Genomic DNA, 21868 nt, shown 5'->3' on the forward strand with positions numbered 1-21868 from the left:
TGGTTTGAAGTGATTCAGGGTTGTGCCGGCGTGCGCATGCACACCTGGCGGATATGGTCCTGCAGGCCGAGCGTCATTTTTCGGCTGAGGGTAAGCTCGTCGCGGAGGGTGAAATAATCCGATCGAGCGTCTGCAGCGAGTTCGGCGGATCCTGCATCAGCCACGCGGCCGGTGCCGGGCTGGGCTCGCACAACGGGGGCGGCGCAGGTGGCGCGGACGAGCAGCCGCTTATCGCCGCCGTCAACATCACGGCGCAAAATCGCGTTTTCAGCGCGTTCATGGTTCAGTTCCTCGGTGCGTTGCTGGTCGATCTGGTCGCGAGCGGCAAGCATTTCGCTCTTGATGCGGGCGGTTTCGCGCAGGCTCTTGGCTTCGGTTGTGACGGTGTCCAGGGCGCGCAGCGCTGCGTCACGCTGATCGGCGACGTGATCAAGCCAGATCCACCCGAGAAGGCCGACAAGCAAGAGCATCAGGACGAGTCGTAGCGGGCTGATTGTCATTTCAGGCACAGCTCCATTTCTGCGATCCGGCGGTTGTGCAGCCCCTGGACGAACTGCTTGCGACCGTTGCTTAACGTCACGAAGGCCCAGACTGGCGAACCGTCCGGCGCGTAGGCCAGCGCCCTGCACCCTTCAGCGATGCGGCCGGCGTTGATCAGGCCCACGGCCCGACTGGCGCACGTGCTCAGCGTCCCAAAGTTGTGGCCATGGCTGCTCAGCGCATCAAAGGTGTTCTGCCCGATCGCCTGATTCGTCAGGCAATCCGCCAGTGCAAGCTGCCCTTTCGAAACCACAAGGCTTTCCACCTCGGCACAGCGAGCGTCGGACCAGTAGTCACCCACCACGACCGGTACCGGACTGGTGTAACGGGTGATGCCCTTGCATACGGTCGGCAGACCACGGGCCAACTGGTCCGGGTAAACAATGTTCCGGCCGTTTCCTTCCCACTTGCCCAGGAACGCGGTGAACGTGCTGCTGGCCAGCAGCAGCGCGCCGACAGCGATCTTGTTACGCAGGCTCATCCCTTGACCTTCCAATCGCGCAACATCTGGCGGTACTTGGGGATCAGGAGCAGGATCTGAAGCACCATGTAGAAGGCAGTCAGCATGTAGGCGACCGACGACCAATCAACGGCGCCGGTTGCTCCGGTAGCCGCCACGCCAATGGCTGGTGACGCTTTTACCAGTGCAATGGCGGTGTCCTGAGCAACCTGATTCGTGCTCATTTGCGAAGTCCTTTTTCGATAAGGGTCTGGCACGGGACGCACCGCGTGATTCCGCCCAGCGCCTGGCGCGCCAGCGGGATCGCGTTGTCACAGTCCGCGCAATGGGTGAGGCTGGGCCCGGTCGGCCGCGCCAGAGCCAACGCAGCGGCAATGGCCTGGTCACGTTGGCGCTGTTCAAGGGCCTGGGCACGGTCGAACGGGCAAACCATCAGGTCAGGTCCTCGATCTCACTGGCCGCCAGGTACGGAACGTCATCAATCTTGATAAAGTCCGGCGACGTAACATCGAACGGCAGCTTGACCGTGGATTTGGTAGCGCCCTTGGGGTCCAGGCTGAGCAGGCTGGAGATACGGACCTTGCAGCCGAACGCCTCGTACTTGATCTCGTCTTCACCGGCCTTGGCGTAGCAAACGATGTCGAACGGCTCCAGCTCACGGAAACTGCCGGCGGTCGCGGCCTGGTCCTTGATCAGCTTGAAGTTGACGATATCAACCTCGATCTCACCGGCCGCTGCCACGTCTCCGTCAACGTGCCCATTGGGTACGCCCCGGGTTTGGGCGACAGCGGTGTTGTCGGTGATATCGAGGGTGAAGGCCTCGCAGTGAATCTTGGTGTCGCCCAGGGTGATGTCGAAATTCTTACCGCCAATGCGCGCGCCCATTGGTTACTCCGTTTCAGTCAGTGAAAGGTCCAGCGCCAAGTTGGCGGTGATATCTTTCGGGCAATTGAGGGGGCGTAGGGTCAGGTAGGCGACCACTGCGGTTTTGCTGGTCCAGGTCAGCGTGATGGAGTCCTTACCGGGCTGCTCGATCTCGCCCGGAAACACGTTGGCACCTACCTTGGTGGACTTGGCCATAGCGCGCAGCGGGGCCATCAGCGCCGTACGGTTTACTTCCATGCTGTTGGCCGAGCTGTTCAGGCGACGGTCACCGACGCGCTGAATCAGCAGCACACGAACGCGGCGAGCGGCCTTGTCCAGTACGCGCAGGTGCTCGATCACCTCAGCGTCGGAGCCCGGAGCAACCAGCATGTTGCCGTCGGCCCAGTACATGCCCGGGTAGCCGGCATAGGTCTGGGGCACGGACAACCGCGCAGCATCAAGCACGGCGCTGGTCGAGGACTGCCAAGGGATGCCGTCTTTGTCCACGGGCGTAGCGCCCAGGCCCAGCAGCGCGCCGGTGGCCACGCGCATTGGGGTGTCAGCGATACTGACGGCCGCGTTGGCCAGACGCCCGGCCAGAACGCCCAGGTTGTTGCCGTGCAGCTGTGGAACTGCAGTCACGCGATCGGCGACAAGGCCGCTGACCAGGTCACGCTGGGCCGTTTGATACTCGGACCAGGTAGCGGTAGCGCTGTCGATGCCAGCAGTAGCCGCGATGATGAACAGGCGACGGCCGTAGGTGTTCTGCACCGATACGGCGGCGGCGTTCATGCTGGCCAGCTCTGCGGCCGTGGTCACCGGCTTGGTGATCACCGCTGCCTCTACGTCATAGCCATGCTGCTGGGCGTATGTAAACGCGGTCAGCCAGTCGCCATCGGCCGCGATCGGCATGGCCAGGGCGTTCCAACGATCGCCGCCGTTTGCCCGTGCGGCAATGATCTGGGTTTTAAGGTCGCTGGGCGGGATGCCAAGCTGGACGTCCAGGTCGCTTTCGGTATTGAGAGCGATGACCTGGCCGATGTTTTTGGCGCTTGGCCCGATGAAGAGGAACAGACGTTCCACTTCGGTGGCGGTGCCTTGGCCAAGGTTCTGGTTATTGACTGAGACTCTGCCGAGTGCCATGGAATGCCTCTATCGCGGGGATGTGAGTGTTTGGCGCAGCACCAGGTTGACCAGTTGGCTGGTCTCGCTGGGGCTCGCGCCCAGGAATTGGCGGGCAGGCAACTGGATATTCCAAGCCTGCTTACCGGTTGAGGCTTTGTGTTCGGTGTCCAGCACGCGGATCAACAGACCGGCTTTGGTGTATTCCAGGTTTTGCTGAATCCAGGCAATGCTGGGCTTAGAAGGCTTTTTCTTCCCGGGCAGGCGGATCCGGTAGTTGAGCTGACGCAGGCGTTTGGCCTGTTTTTCAGTAGCCGCGGTGCCGGGCGGAACCTTGATCCGCTCGCGCATTTGGTGCGCAGTGACACGTTCACTGCCGCCGTTGTTCTGCTGAGCAGCGACGTACCGGGTCAGGCGATTGCGCCAGCCCAGTTCGGCCTCTTGGTCGCTCAATTTCACGACATCGAGCAGCTTCGCCAGGCCGCTCTCCATTTTCTTTTTCGACTTGCTCTGGCTTTTACGGGGCGCGAATGGCGAGCCGTCCAGGTTCTCCTGGTTGCGCACGCGGCCACGGCTGAGACTGCGCACACGTTTGCTGACGTTGTTCAGCAGACGCCGGCGTTTCACCGGTGGCAGCTCCAATAGGGCCAACAGATCCTGGGCACCCAGTAGCCCGCGAATGTCGATGCTGAGCGGGCTAGAGGCTGTCATTGCGTACCACCTCGCCGCTCTCGGCGACCCACAGCTCAAACGGGACTGCTGACCAGCGCTTGCCGTAAACCTCGATCTCGCCGGTAGGATCCTCGGCCAGGTACTGCGGCTCGCTGAACTGCAGGGTCAAATCGACGTCGGCCAGGTCGTCATCGAGGATGTCAATAGCAAAGACCGGCTGCGCCAGGTCCTCGCGATCTTCGTCATTCGCTTCCAGCCAACTACCCACCAGCGCAATCAGTCGCGCAGGGCTATCGGTGAAACGCTCAAAGGAGATCGTCGCGGTGTAGTTCAGGTCGCCCATGTACATGCCCTTTTCGTCGGGCTTCCATATCAGGTCGACCTGCACCTGGTCGGTCCAGCTGTCGAGCTGCTCGGTGGCCACCAGCTGGCGTTCGATGAGGTAGGCGGTCAGCGCCTTCAACTTGATCACAACAGTGCCGCCGTGATGCGGCCACGGCCTTGCAGCGAACGCACAGCGGCCTGGCTGAAGGCGAGGAAGGTTTCTGACCGCTCCGGCAGTTCCTTGCCCGTGTTCTCGGCGCTCTCACGACGAGTTACGGTGGCGAACTGGGTCAGCAGGCTGGCTTTGGCACGGGTGTAGACGGCGCGCTTGTACAAAGCCGCTTGATAGGTGCGCTCCGGCAGGACGGTGGTGTCTGCAGACTCAACGCATGACACTCCAGCGCCCTGCCATTGCGCTTTTTTCTTAGCCAGATCGGTGTTCACTTCGATCATGGCGTTGGTCAGCTCAGCAACCAGCATGTCGACTAGGTACTCCGCCGGTAGGCGGGACGCCTTCTGGAATTCAGACACAGAGAGGTCCGGCCAAAAGCCGTCGTTCTCGATCGCCTGATCCACAAAGGTGGTGGGTTTACCTGAAAAGCCGCTCATTGCTGGACGCTCAAATAGGGCAGGTAGCCGCTTCAGGCGATGCCGGACGGTCATAAATGACTTGGCTTGCCTTGGCAGTTCCCTGCGGGGGGTGAGTCGGTTAGTCGGTAGCAGCGGTCTCGCTGCTGTCGGTGTTGTCGGTGTTGTCGCCCGATCCGCTGACAGAATCCTGTTCATCCGCGACCGGCAGAACCTCATCCAGCCGTGTCGAGATATAGTCAGTCGATCCAGATGCCTGGGCTTTGAGCAGCGCTTTGCGGGCTCCGGCAAGGCGAGTGCCTACACCGATGCTTTCGTACAGGGCTTCGGCGCGCTCGAAATGCACGATCGCGGCGGTCCAGTCACGGCGGTCCATCGCCAGGAGGCCCAATTGCTTGTGATAGCGGGCGGGGATCCGTTCGAACAACTTCCACTCGCCATCAACCAGGTGCAGCAAGTTGGAGACGTAGGGTTCCGGACTGCGCTTGGCCTTGTATTCGGCTTCCGCCCAGTCGATCACCTCGTCCGCCACAAACGTTTGAATGTTGCGGTTGAATCGCTCGGGCAGCTTCTGGTCCTGGCCCATGGCAAAGTCAGCTAGCTCCAGGCCCTTGGTGAGCTGCACGGTGTCGAACAGCCAGATCAGCACGTAGACGAGCACCGGATTAGCGAAGTTGAGCCCCGACTCACGGTAGCGCTTCACGTAGTCCAGGTACTTGGGCAGCAGCTCGTCACGCTTGAGCAGCTGCCGCTGTTCGCGGCTGTCGATCGCGGCGATACGGTCCAGATCTACCTGCAGGCTTTGCTCCATCAGCTTGAGGTGCTTCTGGGCATTTGCCGGGCTGGCCAGCGCGGTGTCAGCGGAATATGCCTTCGGAGTGGCACCGGCGACGGCAACTACGGCCACGCCCTGGGCGAGAACGCGGCGCTTGTGCGCCAGTGCCAGGCTCACGCTGCTTCTTCCAGGACTGCAACGTTTTCGATCAGGCCGGCTTTTTCCAGCTGCTCGATCACATAGCCTTCGTTACGGCTGTTGTAATCCTCGACGCGGCTGCGCTTCGGATTGTCGATGGTCTGCTTGCGCCAGCTGCTGGCCTGGACGTAGATCGACAGGTTGTCGAAGCTGGTCACCAGTACGGCATTGGCAGGGAAATAAGGCACGCTGAACGCTGGCAAGCCGCCGTAGGTGGCGATCACCTGAGCCGACTCGATGCGCTCTTTTTCAGTCGGAGTGCTGCCCTGCTTCGAATAGAGCTTGGCCTTATCGGCGGCGAGCAAATCCGAACCGATGATGACGATCAGGTCACCAGCATCACGCAAACGCTCGTCGACCAATTGCTTGGCGTCATGCACCAAGGCATCGAGGTTGGCATAGTCGCCAGCTGGGCCCATGGTGACTTTGCCAGCGACCGCTCCTTCTTTCATGACCTGAGCTGGCGCGTTCTCGCGCAACTGCTGCAGCCAGCCCTTGTTAACGTCCTGAAGCATTGGGTAATCGGTCTTGTTGCTTTGCAACGCCGCACTGACGCCGTGGAAGCCGATCATGATGCGGTCCAGTGCGATCTGGCGTTGAACTGCAGCCGAGTACTTGGCGTGGAACTCAGGGAACTTCGCCCAGGCGTCAATCTTCGCGTAAGACAGGCTGACGTCGGACTCAGTAGACGACAGCTCGTAGGTATCGTCATCCAGCGACGAAGCATCGACAGCTTCGCGATCAGTCGTCTTGGTGTTGGTGCGGCCAGTCACTGGGCCGTTGGTGCCCAAGAACACCTTCTGACCTTTGACTTGGTCAACCAGGACGATGTTGATCCGTTCCAGGAAGTCGGCCTGGTGGGTGATCGCGTCGTTCAGCTCCTGTGCGACAGTCGGCTCGACGTTGAACATACGGACAGCGGTATCAACGCCGTAGGTTTCGGCGATGGCCATCTGCAGCTGGGCGTACATTTTCGCCCCGTGATTGCTCAGCGAATACGCCATTTCAGTAGACCTTCTTCGGTTTGTCAGCGTCACCGGCTGTGCGGGTGAACTGGCGGGCCTGTGGGGTGTTCATGGCTTCGCTGAACATTTTTTCAATGCGGCCAAGACTGGTCAGCACTGCCTTGTTGTCAGGGACGCGGCGGCTCAGCTGCTTCTCTTCTTCGGCGGTAGTGATGATCTTGTCCACGGCGGTCTGAACGTCGGTGACGGCGTCAGGGTCAGCTTCAGGTTCAACAGCGGCAAAGCTATCGACCAGGGCTTGAATGCCTGCGGTCACAAGCAGTTGCTGTTCAACCAGGCCCTGTAGTGCCTTAGCTGTTGCTTCATCCATTGGGGGTTTGCTCTCGGTAGGGGTGTCGGTCGACGGGGCCGCTTCCTGTTCTTCTACAGCGAAGCGTTTGAAGAACTGGGCCAGTGCGCCAAACAGGTTTTTGGCTTCGGTGTCCGTGGTCATTTCATTGAAATCCAGAGGAGTGCCGGCGCTGAGACGGCCAGGAGCCTTAGGGCGCTGAGCATTGCGGCTCGGGCAGGTCTGGGCGGTAAAGTAAAGTTCTTGCGTACCGATGCTCGCTGGCTCATCTGTCACAGCCAGGCCGCCCAGATAGTTGCGGCCAGTGCCGGCGAAATTCGGGCGGATCTCGATGCTGCCGAACAGTTTTTCGCCCAGGTCGTTGAGGTGCAGCAGCTTGTCGTTGGGGCGCAGCTTCGCCTCCAGGGCGATCTGGCCAGGCTTCAAATCGGAGGTGTCTTCGGACAAACGCAGTGCATACACGGTCCCGTGTGTGCCGAACTCTCGCTCATGCTCGTACCAGATCGAGGCCGTGTAGAACGCGGTGTCATACGTTTCGGCAAGGTCGATCAATTCCTGGGGATAGATCTCGCGGCCATCGACGGTGGGACCGCTGACAGCAACGCGCTTCCAGGATGAGACAAGGGATCGTGGCATGAGGGGGTACGGCGCTCATCAGGTGATTGAAGCCTCACGATAGGGACGCACTGACCCGCCAACAAATTGTTTAAATCCGTGTTTGTCCGCTAGATGCGTATCGCGGACAAACGCGGATATTATCCCCACGTTTTCCGCTTTTTCGCCGCATAGACTGCGGCCATGCATTATTCAATCGAAGTTAAAGAAGCCGCCAAACGTCTGTTTCTGCGCCGCTACCGGGCCAAGGAAATTCAGGCGCAACTCGGCTTGCCTCACGTCCGAATCGTCTACCATTGGATCCGGCAGGGTAACTGGGACGACATGCTCACCGATGAAGAGCCACTGACTGCATGCAGTCGGCGGATCACCCTGCTCCTGGAGAGCGTGGGCGCCCTGTCTAAAGATGAGCTGAACGAGCTGGAGAGGCTCATCACCTTCCGAGAGCGCCTGCAGAAGCAATCGAACAAAGCTGCGCCGACGGCAATTCCGGATGGCGGCAGCGACCAGGACGACGATGGCCAACGCCGCGAGGGAAAGCAGAAACCGCGCCGTGAGCGCGACGGGAAAAAGCGGGAGAAGAAGTCGAAAAATGACATCGACCATCTGACCGAAATCGACTTCCTGGACAAGTTCACATCGAAGCTGTTCGGCTATCAGAAAGAGCTGTTCGCGGCCAAGCTGAACCCCCTGACCATGCGGATCCGCAACATCCTAAAGTCGCGCCAGGTTGGATTGACCTACTACTTCGCCGGCGAAGCGTTCATGGACGCAGTGCTTACCGGTGACAACCAAGTGTTCCTGTCTGCCAGCCGCGCTCAGTCGGAGATCTTCCGCAGTTACATCATCGGTTTTGCAAAGGAATGGTTCGACATCGAGCTGACCGGCGACCCGATCATCTTGAGCAACGGCGCAAAGCTGCAGTTCATGAGCACCAACAGCAGCAGCGCCCAGGGCTACAGCGGCCACGTCTACGTCGATGAATATTTCTGGATCAGGGACTTTCAGAAATTGAACAAAGTGGCGTCAGCCATGGCGACCCATCACAAGTGGCGCAAAACTTATTTCAGCACGCCCAGTGCGGTCTCCCATCCGGCCTATCCGTTCTGGACCGGTGAGTCGTTCCGCAATAGCAAAAGGCAGAAGAAAGCTGCAGCCGGCAAGGAATGGCCCACCGACAAGGCTTTCCAGGCAGGCGCATTGTGTCCGGACGGGCAATGGCGCAAGACGATCACCATCCTGGACGCCATCGCGGGCGGCTGCGACCTGTTCAACCTGGAGCAGCTGCAGCTGGAGTACGACGATGACTCGTTCGATCAGCTGTTCATGTGCAAGTTTATTGACAGCAGCCAGGGCGCATTCACCCTCAAGGATTTGGAGAAGTGCTACTCCGACCTATCGCTGTGGACTGACTACGATCCCGAGGCCGAGCGCCCCTTCGGCAACAGCCCAGTGTGGATCGGATACGACCCAAGCCGCACCCGCGACGACGCCAGCTGCGTGGTGGTCGCACCGCCCCTGGAACAGGGCGGCAAATTCCGCATCCTCGAAAAGCACTCTTGGCGCGGACAGTCGTTCACTTACCAGGCCGAGCAGATCGAGAAGCTGGTCGGTCGGTTCAACGTCCAGCACATCGGCATCGACACCACCGGCATCGGCTACGGCGTGTTTGACCTGGTGCGAGCGTTCTTCCCCCGCGTCATGTCGATCCACTACAGCCTGGAAACTAAGAACATTTTGGTGCTCAAGGCCCAGGACACGATCCAGAAGGGCCGGATCGAATGGGACGCCGGCTCAAACGACATCTCACAGGCCTTCCTGAGCATCAAGCGCGGCACCACAGGCAGCGGCCAAGTCACTTACAGCGCTTCCAGAACAGACGCCAACGGCCATGCCGACGTGGCCTGGTCGATCATGCACGCGCTGCACTACGAACCACTGAATGTCGGCAGCCGTCGACGCAGCAAATACACACTTACCGGATCATCCCAGAATGTCCAAACGCAAAAATCGCCGTCCAGCAAAGCCAAATCCCCAGCAGCCAGCCCCTCCGCAGCAGCCTATGCGGATGTTCACCTTCGGCGCGCCGGAACCGGTGCTGCAGGACAGCCTCGGCCACTACATCGGCGTCACCGCCAGTCACGACGGTCGTCTGTACACGCCTCCGGTATCCCGGGTCGGGCTGGCAAAGCTGCTCAGGGCGAACGCGCACCACGGCGCTATTCCAGGCTTCAAGCGCAACCTGCTGCTGCGTGAGCTAATCCCGTCCACCGGTATGTCGGAAACCACCATGAGCCACGCGGCTCTGGATTTTATGGTGTTTGGCGAGGCCTATCTCTACGGCGTGCCCAACATGTTCGGGCACATCCTGGAGCTGCAGCACCTGCCTGCCATCAACATGCGCGTCCGGCTGGACGGTGGATTTGTGCGCCTGCTCGATGACGGCAAAGAAGAGGCTTTCGAGGCCCACGAGATCGTGCATATCTTCAACTATGACGTGGAACAGAACGTATATGGGGTCCCGGAGTACCTCGGCGGTATCCAGGCGCTGCTGCTCAACGAGGCCGCAACATTGTTCCGCCGGCGCTACTACAACAACGGTGCCCACGCCGGCTACATCTTCTACACCAATGACCCAAACCTGACCGAGGATGACGAGGACGAGCTGCGCTCCCAGATGGCATCAAGCAAGGGCGTGGGTAACTTTCGCAGTATGTTCGTCAACATCCCAGGCGGTGCTGAGAAGGCCATTCAGATCATTCCCGTGGGGGATTTCCAGGCTAAGGACGAGCTGGAGAAGGTCAAGAACATCACCCGCAACGACATAATCGCGGCGTGGCGCATGAACCCCGCACTTGCCGGGATCATCCCCGAGAACTCAGCCGGGTTCGGAGACATAGAGAAGATTGATCGCGTGTACACCAGCAACGAAATCCGGCCCATCTGTCAGCTGTTCAACAAAGCCAACGAAGTGTTGCGCGAAGACCGGCGATTCAGCTGGCGCAAGATCCCCGAAACAACGGGAAACACTGGATAAAACACCATGTTTGTGGGGCAAAAAACGACCAAACGTGGCAAAATGATGCTATGCAAAAAAGGATTACGGAGGGGTACATGCGCGTTTACTGCACGGTCTGCAACAGCAAAGGAAAAATCCGAACCACCAGGGAACAGACGAAACAGTTTTCCAAGCTGTACTGCCTGTGCCTGAACACGGAATGCAATCACACGTGGGTGGCACACCTGACGTTTTCACACTCACTGACTGCGCCAGTTCGCACTCTGGAAACCCTGCTGCTTGATCAGCTACGGGAAATGCCACCGTCGCAACAGCAGCAGTTGATCGCTCAACTGGTGATACAGCCTGGCAACTGACCGGGCTCCGACCAATCCCGGCCCGCACGCGAGTCCCCCCACCACGCGGGCTAAACATGTGGCTTTCACTGCACCCTGCTCAAGAGCTTGAGGCATATGCAGGCTCTGTTTGGCTAAGAGGGATATGTGGGGGCAAAAATTCTTCACTTCCGCTCAGGAGTGGTACTTCGAATGGACCTCTACTATCAGGCGTGCCACCATGGCGACATCAGGCTAGAAACCTGTAAACCGGATAGATAAAGAATGGAATCACTAAGGGTAGTATGCAAAGAGAATGAATATTCTAAATTTCGTAAAAAGCGCCTCGCCAGAAGCAAATAAATTAGTTATTTACTCATCATCTTTACTACTAATAAAATTATTAATATTCAATAACTACCCCGCTCCATTCTCAGTTTTTTATACCGGCGGCAATATTTTTGAAGCCATTCTTGCATCGGTGATCGCGAGCTACGTGTTTTACCTATTGGCGGTTCATGCTAAAGAAATATCTGACAGAAGAATTCTACAGCCATACCTTGAAACATACTTCCAAAAAATAGTTCAAGAGTGCACGACGCAAATAGCAAATATTTCTTATCAAAGTAAGATAAACCTAGAACTTGAAACGCTCACCTTTACTCAGATACAGGCTGCTTTTGGAGAGCTTCACCCCCTGGGCCCGGCGCCGCTTTCGCTGGGCAATCGAAAGGCGACATGGCTTGAGTACCTACAACATCATGCGGTTAAAACTCAAGGTCACATTAGAAAATTGATGGCGCAGCTGCCGTACCTTCAGCCCGGTGAAATAACAAAAATTACAGATATTGAAGAGTGCCACCACTTCAACATCATGACACTTCTCACGAACCTACCTATAAGAAACGATGACATGTCTGCATTCGCAAAGTCATTTTACGACTACTGTAAACTTTGCGAGCTCTTTGATGAGAAAATGCTATCACATATACCTAAACCCAAAATCACACCATCGGCACCAGGTACGACAAATCTCAACGACATGCTGAGAGAAAGAAATCGGAATGTAGATTAATAATCCATTCAAATAGTTTGGCAAATACGGATAGCTAGCTAGGCAGTGATACGCAACTACCTGAAATTGCATCCTGAACTGGTCGACGATAAGTGACTCCAGTGCGAGGCCGCTGATGCCTGAACGCCAGCACATGCCAGCGCGCTGGCATATGAGCCGCCACACCCCCTTAGACTGTTGACCCTGTCAGTAGCGCGGCGGAACCCGCGCAGCGGCCGGTGGTCTGACAACCTCGCACCCAAAAATCTCAGCCGCGCCGCCCGATCTTGCCCGCGACCGCCGTTCGCAAAGTTCGATCACACCTCGGCGCGCCCGATTACCGCTTTCGACGTCCGCTGGATCCACGGCACTGTGTGCCGGGTATCCAGAGCTGGGTGCAGGGCACTGCCCTGCCGCTGGTGCGGGCGCGCAGCCCGCGATCCTCTGGAGAATTGAGCGAAGCGAGCTGAGCCCTTGGGCGAAGGCATCATAATGTACCCAACACACCGACCTTGTGGACACCTCGGAAGCCTCTTTTTATACCCACCGGGGGTGCTGAGAGGGGTATAAAATTCCATTTAATTCAAAGACCTTCTGGTTGCCCCGCCCACGCGCCGGCGGCGCAGATAAATCGCGCTGTAAACCAGACGTACGCATGGCGGATTGCCGCTACGGTGATGCGCGGCTGGAGGTTGGGTGCTGAGGTAGGGTGTTTTTTCGGCTGCCAGACGTAGCCTGGCCTCGCAGGGGGTGCGATCGCTTAGGGGGGTTAGGTGTTTTTCTTGACCTGGAAGCTGCGCAGTAAGCGCGCCATGGATTCGTCCACTCCGCCAGGCCTGCTGTCGGGCTCCTGGGGAGCCCTGGCGCGACTAGGTGAGTTGCCCTGCTCTGGCATCTCTCCGTGGCTGTGAGCCACCTTGCGTGCCTCACTACGTTCCCAGTTGGTACGTGACTGCTCGCGCCGCAGGGCCTCCAGGGAAGCCTTCTCTTGGCGCGCCATGCGGAGCCCGCTAATGTCGCGTAGCTCTTTTTCACGCTTCTTCAGTGCGGCTTTTTTTGCCCTGAACCAGAGGTACCGCACACCGAGGTCAGCAAAGAACTTTTCAGTGAATCGAACCAGGACACGGGTACGCACCAGGTTAAGTCCGGCTTCGTCCTTTTCGTCCAGGCGGATCTTCTCGACACGCCGGTAGACATAGTCAGCCAGCTCCATGCTGTGCAGCAGGCGATTGAAGGACGCTGCAGATACGCCGCTGTCCTCCGCGACACCGCATTGGGTGTTCAGGAAGAACTGCCCACGTTCGACGTCAAGCCACCCCATAACGCCTGTGGCCAGATCGAGGCGCAGCAGCATCTGCTCGGCAACCTTGGCCAGCGCGTCGAATTTCTCGGAGCGTGTGCGGCGGCCGCCATGGATGGTGTCCAGATCGCGCAAGTACGTGCCGCGCAGGTCACCTATTTGGCTCAGACGCTTGAATGCCATCCGCAGCAGGGGGTTTTTTAGCTGCTGGTCAGTGAGCCGGCGCGGCCCGGAATAACGCGGTGCTCGGGCAGGCGATCGCAAAGCTGCGTGGGGATCTTTCTTGTCGCGATGCACAGCAGTAGGCCGACCCTTTTTGGGGCCGGCCTTGCGGTCGCTCGTTCGCGAGTTGATGTCCTTATCCGGCTGACTCACAGGCGCTAGTTCACCTGGTGCAGGGTAGGTTTCTGATGCTGCTCGAGCAGCACGTCTTCGGCACGCGATCGTAGTTCGCAGCAGCGCGCCTCTACCGATCGGAGTCGATCAACAAAATTAGGTAGCTTGTCTATGTCCTGGACGTCGATATGACCGTCTGCAAGGATCTCGCTTCCCAGGGCTACTGTGTCGCCCAACCGCGCAACAAGTAGACCGAACGCACCCAACGGGTTGCCGTCACCATCCTGCTCGCGAGCACCAGTCAACCCATGACGGCTCGCCAGTTCGTTGATGCAATCGTCTTTGAAGTCGCCATCAAGAGCGTCTACCCACGCCTCCTCCAGCCAGCACGGCAGATCCACCTCACCGTTGAGCCAGCGGCCAACGCGGCGCAACCAAGCACCTGATGCTCTCAGAAACGCTGGCGCGTCGTTGCCCTTGGCCAACTCGTCGAAATCGGGCACATCCTTGCTTACGGCCTTGTCTGGAACGATGCGATGCAGGTTGCTGCTCAGCACCTGGGCAAAGTCGTCCTGGCTGAAACCGGTGCGCGCGATCATTTCAACGGCATGGGCCACCAGCACTTGGTCACGGGACGTGGACATCTGTCCTTGATTGGACGTGTTCATAGGAGCTTCTGCCCAATAACCTGCGAGTCTCGGGCAGCGGTCTCACTCTGGAAGTTGGGATGTGCAAGGGACTTATGAGATGGAAACGGACGCAGCTCATGGCCCGTATAGGAGCCATCATCATGTACCGACACGATGATCCGCCGGCCCAACCTAATCGCCTTATGCACGGCTGCTGGAGTAATCCCGAAGGCTTCTGCAACCGCGGCCTGCCCGATCTGGGCGGCTAATTCGGACAAAGGTATTTGGTTCATAGCGGAGCATCTCTGGCTAGATGCCGATATATTAACCTCAGGTATCGTTAACCGCAACGTAAAAGATACTCAAAGTATCTTTATCTTTTTTGATAAAGAAACTTCAGGTATCTCAGTGACGGGCAAAGACGATCCCGCAGGTAAATAAAATTAATTTACCTCCGGTTTATCATTGCCACTATGAATAAAAAACCACCCCTTCCGTCAGAGCTCCTCAATGAGTGCAAAGCTGCCAATGAGCTTTACCTCTCGAAAAAAAAAGAGCTGAACCTAAACAAGCGAAAGATCGCCGATGAAATCGGCGTGAGTCCTGCTGCGGTAGCTCATTATTTGAGCGGCATCAACGCTCTAAACGTCCGATTCGCTTCTGCCTTAGCGAAGCTTTTGGGCGAGCCTGTCGAAAAATTTAGCCCGCGTCTTGCGGCCGAGATCTCAGGGTTCGCGGCAACCACTGGGCACTCCAACGTCAGCCCGATGCTGCAGCCGTTTCGACAAGCAAAAGAGTACCCGGTAATAACATGGGTCGACGCTGGTCAAGGCATCGAGTCATCTGCCAGTTATCCATCAGGGATCTCTGACGAGTGGCTGAGCTCCACCGAAAACGCTGGTCCGAAAGGCTATTGGCTGACGGTCAAGGGTAAGTCGATGACATCGGATACGCCGCCGACTTTTCCAGAAGGCACCCCGATACTGATACGCCCTGAGGGCTTCGATCTAATCAGCGGGAAATTCTACATTGCCCGTAACACTGTCAGTGGGGAGACCACATTCAAGCAGTATGCGATAGAGGCAGGCGTCGGATACCTGGTCCCGCTCAATACCAGCTATCTGCCTGTGGTATTGGACGACAGTTGGGAAATTATCGGTCGCGCCATAGACGCCAAAATTACAGGCATGTAATGCCGACAATGGACACTTATGCTTATTCCCAAGCCAGCTAATGCAGAGTCAGACTACGTCATCGACTTCTGTCGTCACGTTGTAGAGAACCAGGCTCCCATCGTTGTTACGCATAAGCCGCTTTTCGGCAAGCCAATGATGGATTGTTTCGGCATCATTCCAGAGCATGTCGTCGCTCAAGGCGGAAAACAGCTGATAGGCTGGGCCATCTGGGATACTGCCGGCATATTCATCGAAGCCGAATTTCACGCTATCTGGGAGGACGCGCAAGGGAATCTGATTGACTTGACCCCCCGCCCGATCCCCGATCAAACCACACTCTTCCTTCCCGATCCTCGCCGTGAGTATCGCGGCCGCCAGGTCGACAACATCCGTCGCCCGCTTGTGGATGACAGGGACGTAGTTCGCTACCTCCATCTTGCAGGACGATGTTTTTCGATACTCAACAAGGGCGATTTGGCCGATCAACACGGCGAAATCTACCTTCCTCCGAAAGTCGAGCGGGAATACCGGAATATACAAAAGGAGATGATGCAGCTTCAGCACCGGTACACACGTAGATACGAGTGACGAAACACCGACACCACGAGGTTTGTACGTAACAGTTCTCATGGCCGAACCTTCAACCCGAAGGCTGTCGATGCAGCCTGCTGAGGCGTTGATCCAGGCGGAGCGCTATGCACCACAATGTGTCCCTGGCCAATTTTGAAATTCTTGATCACAGCAATGCAAACGTTCCACGCCTCACGTGCCACAGCTTCACCAGACTCAACTACGTTGCCTTGGTCATCAATGATCGCCAGACGCGCAGGCCGACCATCCGCTGTAGTGAATTTATACCCACTAGTGACGTTGGCAGCGATCCGGCCATTCTCCAGGGTGCCTGTCTCTGGGATACCAATCATGGCCGTGCTCCTTGTTCAACTGCGTCTGTGTATTTGATTACGATCAGGGCGATCGTGTTTGCGTGCGATGACCGATCAATCTGAGCGCTATTGATAGCGCACCAGTTTTCGGAATGGATCGCGGTATCGATTTCCACATTCGCGTTTCTCCAACCTGACACACTGCGGGAAAGCAATTGTTTGTCTTGCTCTGAAAAATCGAAAGTCATAATCATGCCCTCCTCAAGCCGACCAGGATCAACATGAGCTGAGAGGTAGTCATTGCCACTCCTTCACGTCGCGGACGAAATTCGAGAGCAGTTCGTAGGCTTTATAGGGATCCGCAGGCATTACCATTGGTGCCGAGATCCCGGCACCACCTAGTAGAAATCTGAAATATGTCTGATCTGGGTTTCCAGCGGCTGCTGTCACCAATAACCTGAGGTCGTGCATTCCCGACTGAGGCAACAGATAGAGCCCCCGGCGACTAGTTGCAGCATTTCGCAGCAGAAACGCCAGATCACGATCGAGAATAGGCTGGGCGATCCGTTCGTAATGCATGTTCGCCAGCTCTTCTACAAAGCTCTCGACCCTGTGGGCCGTATCGTCGAGAAGCCCAACGGTAAGCGTGTTCACCGTCTCACCCAACCGGACCTGCACAGCAACGTCGGAACCGCATTGCTCAATCGTCAAATGGGCTAGGAGGAAGCTCGGCGCATAGTTGCAAACCAAAGAGACAGGGAAGACGCCGTTTTGTTTGACGTGCTCAGCTAGCTGCGCTCTGGCATCGAGAGAAAGGCTAAAGGTAGAACGAATCATGCGGTGAACCTCCGTTTAAGTCAGGACGCCACGTGACGTTCCTGAATTGACGGACATAGATTAACCGCAGGTATCTTTTTAAATCAATACCTAAGGTAAATAAATCCTTTAGGTATGACTTTATTTTGGTCAGCTAGGATGCTGATTGGTCCAGGTCAGGCCGACCGAGCCGCATTCCAAACGGGTTACCCGTACGCTGTCCTCTACATCGAGCTGCTCAAGCAAGCAGTCCCAATCATCAAGCCTTTCGCTAGAAAGCATGGCGATGATCGTCCGCCTTCGCGTCTGCGCTGCCGAACTGTTTACCTGGCGGTGGATTCGACGAGCGAGTTGCTCATAGGGGGTATGCGACTGCTGAGTACCACCGGAATAGACGCTTTTGGACATAGAGGCTCCTTGCTAATACTGTATGCACATACACTATATGATAGCTACTCGCCGCCATACAAGTTCAGTCCCAATCTTCGCTGGCCACCCACTCACCCGATCGCCTGTTGATCTGCAACAACCGATGTTGACCCGTGCGGGAAATCAGCTGCACATCAATGAACTTGCTCTTACGATCCTCGTCCCCCATCCCTCTCATATAAACGACGATCCGCTGGAACGTGTCCATGACCAACTGGCGCACCTTTTCCCTTGCGCCGTAGTCTCCCGCATTGACCAGGGCAGCAAGCTCAACCCACCGTTCCTGCTGAGCGGGTTTACCAGATCCGGAAGCTGCCGCCAGTTCGTATTCTATGTTTGACACGTTCTTCTCAGCATCGAGCTGCTGCGCCTCGAGCTCGCGAGCTTTGCGCACGAACGAGATCGGCGCGGGGCCGTCATCGTCAGCCAACAGAGCGGCTGTGACTCTTTCAAGCTGCTCCGAGATTTTCTGCACTGCTGCCCGGGCACCCACCAGTTGGTGACGGAGGCCATGACTATCATCACCAACCTGCATCAACCGCTGCAGGTTGAGTTGGTCAGAACAAAAATTGAGAAGCGCCTTCTCGATCGGAACTACGCTGCACGACCCACCAGAACCGCAGCCGTCGTTACGACTGTATGACACGCAGTGCAGACGGCGATGGCCATCGGCAAGCGTGCCGTCAGCTCGGGCGCGGGTCATGTAGTTCTGCCCTATAACGGCGGTCCCGCAGTAACCGCAATATGTCAGACCAATGCCGGTGATGATCCCTGGAATCTCACCTTTCATTCGGCGCCGTAATCGTTGGCTGCCCATGTGCTGCAGCTCTGCCCATTCCGTTTCCGACAAGAGGCGCGGATAGTAGCCCTCTAAGACGAACTCCTCGCCGTTTATAGTCAAACTCTTGGCTCCTCGAAGTGCCTTGAGCTTGATCAGCCGGTAGATCTGCAGAGCGGTAATTCCGACGTCGCTGTAGCTAAGCCCTTCTTCGTGCAGGATACGAATTGCCCGGGCTGCACCCATCCCTCCCAGATACAGCTGCAGGGCTCGACGAACCGTAGCGACTCGCTCAGGAATAAACTCCCAATCAGTGCCATTCCACTTGAGCCATTGAGGGTCTTTACCGTTGCGGATTTGCCCACGATAGGTTCCAGCCTGCCAAGCTTCGCACAGGCGCCGGATCGAGGCCTTAACTCGCTTACTTTTCGTGTCCGACTCTTCATGTGCTCGGATCATGACCAGGAGCGAATAAACAAGGTCCATCGGCTGGGCCTTCAAACCGGCGCGGTTGTATTCACGACCGTCACTGGCGGTTACAACGGTAATGCCGGCATTGATAATCTGCGCCAGTTGGGCTTGAGCCTGGATCGGCTCGGCACGGCTTAAGCGGTCCAGCCCCTCGACCACCAGGACAGAGCCGGAAGCGATGCGTCCTTCCTCAATCGCAACCAGGAACACTCCAAGAGCTCCCTGAGTGATGTGACGTTGGTGATACGCAGACAGGCCTTCGTCACGCATGGATAGCGATTCATCGAGCAACAGGCCTTTTTCGGCGGCCCACTTCTGAGCGTACTGCAACTGACGATCGGCACTGCTGCCAGAGGACTGTCTAGGGTCTGAGAACCGCAAATAGCTGTATACTCGCGCACCGTTTTTAGCCATTAGAAAAAAAGACCCTGATGAGGATCATCCTATGATGACAGTAAAAGCCCCGCGTGTAGGAATGATATCGTTAGGGTGTCCGAAAGCGCTCGTTGACTCCGAACGCATCCTGACCCAGCTGCGCATGGAAGGTTACGAAGTCGTTCCGACTTACGAAGACGCAGACGTTGTTGTCGTCAATACCTGTGGCTTCATCGATTCGGCCAAGGCTGAATCGCTGGAAGTCATTGGCGAGGCTCTGGCGGAAAACGGCAAAGTGATCGTGACCGGCTGCATGGGCGTCGATGAGAGCGTCATCCGCAAGGTTCACCCCAGTGTGCTGTCGGTGACCGGGCCTCAGCAGTACGAACAGGTGGTCAATGCCGTCCACCAAGTGGTACCGCCAAGACAGGATCACAACCCGCTGATCGACCTGGTGCCGCCTCAGGGCATCAAGCTGACGCCGCGTCATTATGCTTACCTGAAGATTTCTGAAGGCTGCAACCACAGCTGCAGCTTCTGCATCATCCCGTCGATGCGCGGCAAGCTGGTCAGCCGTCCGGTGGGTGATGTGCTGGACGAAGCCAAGCGTCTGGTCAAATCCGGCGTCAAGGAACTGCTGGTGATTTCTCAGGACACCAGCGCTTACGGTGTCGATGTCAAATACCGTACCGGCTTCTGGGACGGCCAACCGGTCAAGACCCGCATGACCGAACTGTGTCAGGCGCTGGGTTCGCTGGGCGTCTGGGTTCGCCTGCACTATGTGTATCCGTACCCGCACGTTGACGAGCTGATCCCGCTGATGGCCGCCGGGAAAATCCTGCCGTACCTGGACATCCCGTTCCAGCACGCCAGCCCGAAAGTGCTCAAGCTGATGAAGCGCCCGGCGTTTGAAGACAAGACCCTGGCGCGGATCAAGAACTGGCGCGAGCAGTGCCCGGACCTGATCATCCGTTCGACCTTCATCGTCGGCTTCCCTGGCGAGACCGAGGAAGACTTCAAGTACCTGCTGGACTGGCTGACCGAAGCTCAACTGGACCGCGTCGGCTGCTTCCAGTACTCGCCTGTTGAAGGTGCCCCGGCCAACCTGCTGGACGCGGCCATCGTGCCTGATGACGTCAAACAGGACCGCTGGGATCGCTTCATGGCGCATCAGCAGGCAATCAGTGCTGCCCGCCTGCAAATGAAGATCGGCAAGGAAATCGAAGTGCTGATCGATGAAGTCGATGAGCGCGGTGCAGTCGGCCGTTGCTTCTTCGATGCACCGGAAATCGACGGTAACGTATTTATCGGGCTGGACGACGACAGTACCGTCAAGCCGGGCGACAAGATCATGTGTCGTGTGACCGACGCCGATGAGTACGATCTGTGGGCTGAAACGCTCTAAACCAGCGCTGGCGACTCACCAAAGCCCTGCCCGTAAAACGGCGGGGCTTTTTTGTCTGGATGCGGTGTCCATACACTCACAAGACACAGAGGCAGGCGCCCTATGAATTTCTACACCCCGACCAAAGATGATTACCCGGAACTGACCCGCGTCTGGGAAAGTTCGGTGCGTGCGACCCATGACTTTCTGCCGGACGCCTACATCTCGTTGCTCAAGGATCTGCTGTTGACGCAGTATCTGGACAGCGTGACGTTGTTCTGTACACGCAATACCCAGTCAAACATCACTGGCTTTGCCGGGGTGAACAAGACCCGGCTCGACATGCTGTTTGTGGCCCCGGAGCATCGCGGTGAGGGTTTGGGCAGTTGCTTGTTGAATCAGGCAATTGCGCAATTCGGGATCCGTGAACTGGACGTCAACGAACAGAATCCTCAAGCGCTGAGGTTCTACATCAAACACGGTTTCAAGCGATTCAGCCGGTCGGCCGTAGACGGACTGGGCAACCCCTATCCCATGTTGAGAATGCGCCTGGAGCGCCACGAATGAACTGGATTGCGGAGCAATTGCAATGTTGCCGCGATTAACCGGGCGCAGGCGGTTACAATGTCGCCTTTCTCATCAGTAAGCGGCTTCTTTGTCATGACAGACCCCATTCGCCTTTCCAAACGCCTTATCGAACTGGTCGGTTGCTCCCGCCGGGAGGCTGAACTGTTCATCGAAGGCGGCTGGGTGACCGTGGATGGCGTGGTGATCGAAGAGCCACAGTTCAAAGTGGGCACCCAGAAGGTCGAGCTCAGCCAGGAAGCCAAGGCAGATGCTCCCGAACCCGTCACGATCATTTTGCACAAGCCTGCATCGGCGACCGACGAGAGCGCGCTGGGCATGATCACGCCGGGCACGCTTTCTGAAGAACACAGCTACAGCAAGCGTCCGCTCAAGGGTCACTTTCTACGCCTCGAACCCATCTCTACTCTGCAGGCCAATGCCAGCGGGTTGATGGTATTCAGTCAGGACTGGAAAATCCTGCGCAAACTCACTGATGATCGCAGCAAGATCGAGCAGGAATACATCGTCGAGATTTCCGGCGAGATGGTTGCCCACGGTCTGAATCGCCTCAATCATGGTTTGACCTACAAGGGCAAAGAACTGCCTGCGGTCAAAGCCAGTTGGCAGAACGAAAATCGCCTGCGCTTTGCAATGAAAAACCCGCAGCCGGGCATCATTGCTCAGTTGTGCGAAGCGGTTGGCCTGAAAATCATTTCAGTGCGCCGCATCCGCATCGGTGGCGTGTCCATGGGCAAGCTGCCCGAAGGGCAATGGCGCTACATGACCAGCAAAGAAAAGTTCTGACCCCTCATTCCCGAGCGCACGCTTGACGGCGTGCGCCGCCAGACGACTTACCAGGATTTCC

At 57.3% G+C, this 21868-nt stretch carries 29 protein-coding genes; 10 read left to right on the forward strand and 19 right to left on the reverse strand.

Annotated elements, in window-relative coordinates; genetic code table 11:
- Positions 1-14 precede the first annotated feature (14 nt).
- From KDX37_RS08530 to KDX37_RS08585, 12 genes are all read right to left on the reverse strand, one after another.
- Positions 15-500, reverse strand: coding sequence for a lysis system i-spanin subunit Rz (locus KDX37_RS08530; RefSeq protein WP_231652238.1), 486 nt, complete (start codon positions 498-500; stop codon positions 15-17).
- Positions 497-1021, reverse strand: a complete 525-nt coding sequence (locus KDX37_RS08535) for a lysozyme (RefSeq protein ID WP_231652239.1) — start codon at positions 1019-1021, stop codon at positions 497-499. Before KDX37_RS08535 ends, KDX37_RS08530 begins: the two co-directional genes overlap by 4 nt.
- A complete protein-coding gene (locus KDX37_RS08540) occupies positions 1018-1224 on the reverse strand; it encodes a hypothetical protein (protein ID WP_231652240.1) in 207 nt (68 codons plus the stop codon). Before KDX37_RS08540 ends, KDX37_RS08535 begins: the two co-directional genes overlap by 4 nt.
- Entirely contained in the window at positions 1221-1433 is a 213-nt protein-coding gene (locus KDX37_RS08545; protein WP_231652241.1) for a TraR/DksA C4-type zinc finger protein, read from the reverse strand. Before KDX37_RS08545 ends, KDX37_RS08540 begins: the two co-directional genes overlap by 4 nt.
- On the reverse strand, positions 1433-1885 hold the full coding sequence (locus KDX37_RS08550; protein WP_231652242.1) for a phage protein: 453 nt from the start codon (positions 1883-1885) through the stop codon (positions 1433-1435). The genes KDX37_RS08545 and KDX37_RS08550 overlap by 1 nt, the downstream gene beginning before the upstream one ends.
- 3 nt (positions 1886-1888) lie before the next feature.
- Entirely contained in the window at positions 1889-3007 is a 1119-nt protein-coding gene (locus KDX37_RS08555; RefSeq protein ID WP_231652243.1) for a DUF2586 domain-containing protein, read from the reverse strand.
- Positions 3008-3016: 9 nt separating this feature from the next.
- Complete coding sequence (locus KDX37_RS08560) at positions 3017-3697, reverse strand: phage virion morphogenesis protein (RefSeq protein WP_231652244.1); 681 nt, start codon at positions 3695-3697, stop codon at positions 3017-3019.
- Complete coding sequence (locus KDX37_RS08565) at positions 3684-4130, reverse strand: phage tail protein (protein WP_231652245.1); 447 nt, start codon at positions 4128-4130, stop codon at positions 3684-3686. The genes KDX37_RS08560 and KDX37_RS08565 overlap by 14 nt, the downstream gene beginning before the upstream one ends.
- Entirely contained in the window at positions 4127-4591 is a 465-nt protein-coding gene (locus KDX37_RS08570; protein ID WP_231652246.1) for a head completion/stabilization protein, read from the reverse strand. Before KDX37_RS08570 ends, KDX37_RS08565 begins: the two co-directional genes overlap by 4 nt.
- 100 nt (positions 4592-4691) lie before the next feature.
- Positions 4692-5522, reverse strand: a complete 831-nt coding sequence (gene gpM / locus KDX37_RS08575) for a phage terminase small subunit (RefSeq protein ID WP_231652247.1) — start codon at positions 5520-5522, stop codon at positions 4692-4694.
- Positions 5519-6547, reverse strand: coding sequence for a phage major capsid protein, P2 family (locus KDX37_RS08580; RefSeq protein WP_231652248.1), 1029 nt, complete (start codon positions 6545-6547; stop codon positions 5519-5521). Before KDX37_RS08580 ends, gpM begins: the two co-directional genes overlap by 4 nt.
- 1 nt (position 6548) lies before the next feature.
- A complete protein-coding gene (locus KDX37_RS08585; protein WP_231652249.1) occupies positions 6549-7493 on the reverse strand; it encodes a GPO family capsid scaffolding protein in 945 nt (314 codons plus the stop codon).
- Positions 7494-7655: 162 nt separating this feature from the next.
- Here KDX37_RS08585 and KDX37_RS08590 point away from each other — a divergent pair, with 162 nt between their 5' ends.
- The 4 genes from KDX37_RS08590 (at position 7656) to KDX37_RS08605 (ending at position 11880) form a co-directional block, all read left to right on the forward strand.
- Positions 7656-9728: a terminase large subunit domain-containing protein gene (locus tag KDX37_RS08590; protein ID WP_231652250.1), complete on the forward strand. Its 2073-nt coding sequence runs from the start codon at positions 7656-7658 to the stop codon at positions 9726-9728.
- Entirely contained in the window at positions 9655-10509 is an 855-nt protein-coding gene (locus KDX37_RS08595) for a phage portal protein (RefSeq protein WP_231652437.1), read from the forward strand. Before KDX37_RS08590 ends, KDX37_RS08595 begins: the two co-directional genes overlap by 74 nt.
- A 77-nt stretch (positions 10510-10586) precedes the next feature.
- On the forward strand, positions 10587-10847 hold the full coding sequence (locus KDX37_RS08600) for an ogr/Delta-like zinc finger family protein (protein WP_231652251.1): 261 nt from the start codon (positions 10587-10589) through the stop codon (positions 10845-10847).
- 274 nt (positions 10848-11121) lie between these two features.
- Positions 11122-11880 carry a hypothetical protein gene (locus KDX37_RS08605; RefSeq protein WP_231652252.1) on the forward strand — a complete coding sequence of 253 codons (759 nt, stop codon included), beginning with the start codon at positions 11122-11124 and terminating at the stop codon, positions 11878-11880.
- Positions 11881-12628: 748 nt separating this feature from the next.
- Here KDX37_RS08605 and KDX37_RS08610 read toward each other — a convergent pair.
- From KDX37_RS08610 to KDX37_RS08620, 3 genes are read right to left on the reverse strand one after another with little or no spacing between them, the layout of a single operon-like run.
- Positions 12629-13534 carry a hypothetical protein gene (locus tag KDX37_RS08610; protein WP_231652253.1) on the reverse strand — a complete coding sequence of 302 codons (906 nt, stop codon included), beginning with the start codon at positions 13532-13534 and terminating at the stop codon, positions 12629-12631.
- 5 nt (positions 13535-13539) lie between these two features.
- Positions 13540-14163 carry a hypothetical protein gene (locus KDX37_RS08615; RefSeq protein ID WP_231652254.1) on the reverse strand — a complete coding sequence of 208 codons (624 nt, stop codon included), beginning with the start codon at positions 14161-14163 and terminating at the stop codon, positions 13540-13542.
- The gene (locus KDX37_RS08620; protein WP_231652255.1) at positions 14160-14417 is read right to left on the reverse strand and encodes a Cro/CI family transcriptional regulator; all 258 of its coding nucleotides are present in this window, start codon (positions 14415-14417) and stop codon (positions 14160-14162) included. The genes KDX37_RS08615 and KDX37_RS08620 overlap by 4 nt, the downstream gene beginning before the upstream one ends.
- Between KDX37_RS08620 and KDX37_RS08625 the strand changes: the two genes are divergently transcribed.
- Genes KDX37_RS08625 through KDX37_RS08635 form a run of 3 tightly spaced genes read left to right on the forward strand, consistent with a single transcriptional unit; the run spans position 14299 to position 15887 of the window.
- Positions 14299-14565, forward strand: a complete 267-nt coding sequence (locus KDX37_RS08625) for a hypothetical protein (protein ID WP_231652456.1) — start codon at positions 14299-14301, stop codon at positions 14563-14565. The two genes, KDX37_RS08620 and KDX37_RS08625, sit on opposite strands and share 119 nt — an antisense overlap.
- Positions 14566-14597: 32 nt before the next feature.
- Positions 14598-15317 carry a S24 family peptidase gene (locus tag KDX37_RS08630; RefSeq protein ID WP_231652256.1) on the forward strand — a complete coding sequence of 240 codons (720 nt, stop codon included), beginning with the start codon at positions 14598-14600 and terminating at the stop codon, positions 15315-15317.
- A gap of 18 nt (positions 15318-15335) precedes the next feature.
- Positions 15336-15887, forward strand: coding sequence for a hypothetical protein (locus KDX37_RS08635; protein WP_231652257.1), 552 nt, complete (start codon positions 15336-15338; stop codon positions 15885-15887).
- Positions 15888-15925: 38 nt separating this feature from the next.
- On the opposite strand, the gene KDX37_RS08640 is transcribed toward KDX37_RS08635, so the two are convergent.
- The 4 genes from KDX37_RS08640 to KDX37_RS08655 all read right to left on the reverse strand — a co-directional run bounded on the left by KDX37_RS08640 (position 15926) and on the right by KDX37_RS08655 (position 19091).
- Positions 15926-16222: a hypothetical protein gene (locus KDX37_RS08640; RefSeq protein WP_231652258.1), complete on the reverse strand. Its 297-nt coding sequence runs from the start codon at positions 16220-16222 to the stop codon at positions 15926-15928.
- Between the two features lie 258 nt (positions 16223-16480).
- Positions 16481-17020, reverse strand: coding sequence for a hypothetical protein (locus tag KDX37_RS08645; protein ID WP_231652259.1), 540 nt, complete (start codon positions 17018-17020; stop codon positions 16481-16483).
- 129 nt (positions 17021-17149) lie between these two features.
- Positions 17150-17407: a DUF1654 domain-containing protein gene (locus KDX37_RS08650; protein ID WP_231652260.1), complete on the reverse strand. Its 258-nt coding sequence runs from the start codon at positions 17405-17407 to the stop codon at positions 17150-17152.
- A gap of 64 nt (positions 17408-17471) precedes the next feature.
- Positions 17472-19091 (reverse strand): recombinase family protein, encoded by a 1620-nt coding sequence (locus KDX37_RS08655; protein ID WP_231652261.1) that lies wholly within the window; start codon positions 19089-19091, stop codon positions 17472-17474.
- A 34-nt stretch (positions 19092-19125) separates the two neighbouring features.
- On the opposite strand from KDX37_RS08655, the gene rimO reads away from it, so the two are divergent.
- The 3 genes from rimO to KDX37_RS08670 all read left to right on the forward strand — a co-directional run bounded on the left by rimO (position 19126) and on the right by KDX37_RS08670 (position 21807).
- A complete protein-coding gene (rimO, locus tag KDX37_RS08660) occupies positions 19126-20457 on the forward strand; it encodes a 30S ribosomal protein S12 methylthiotransferase RimO (RefSeq protein WP_231652438.1) in 1332 nt (443 codons plus the stop codon).
- A 102-nt stretch (positions 20458-20559) separates the two neighbouring features.
- Positions 20560-21003 (forward strand): GNAT family N-acetyltransferase, encoded by a 444-nt coding sequence (locus KDX37_RS08665; protein WP_231652262.1) that lies wholly within the window; start codon positions 20560-20562, stop codon positions 21001-21003.
- A gap of 93 nt (positions 21004-21096) precedes the next feature.
- Complete coding sequence (locus tag KDX37_RS08670; protein ID WP_231652263.1) at positions 21097-21807, forward strand: rRNA pseudouridine synthase; 711 nt, start codon at positions 21097-21099, stop codon at positions 21805-21807.
- Positions 21808-21868: the final 61 nt, after the last annotated feature.

This window comes from Pseudomonas californiensis (genome assembly GCF_021147775.1).
Lineage (GTDB): Bacteria > Pseudomonadota > Gammaproteobacteria > Pseudomonadales > Pseudomonadaceae > Aquipseudomonas > Aquipseudomonas californiensis.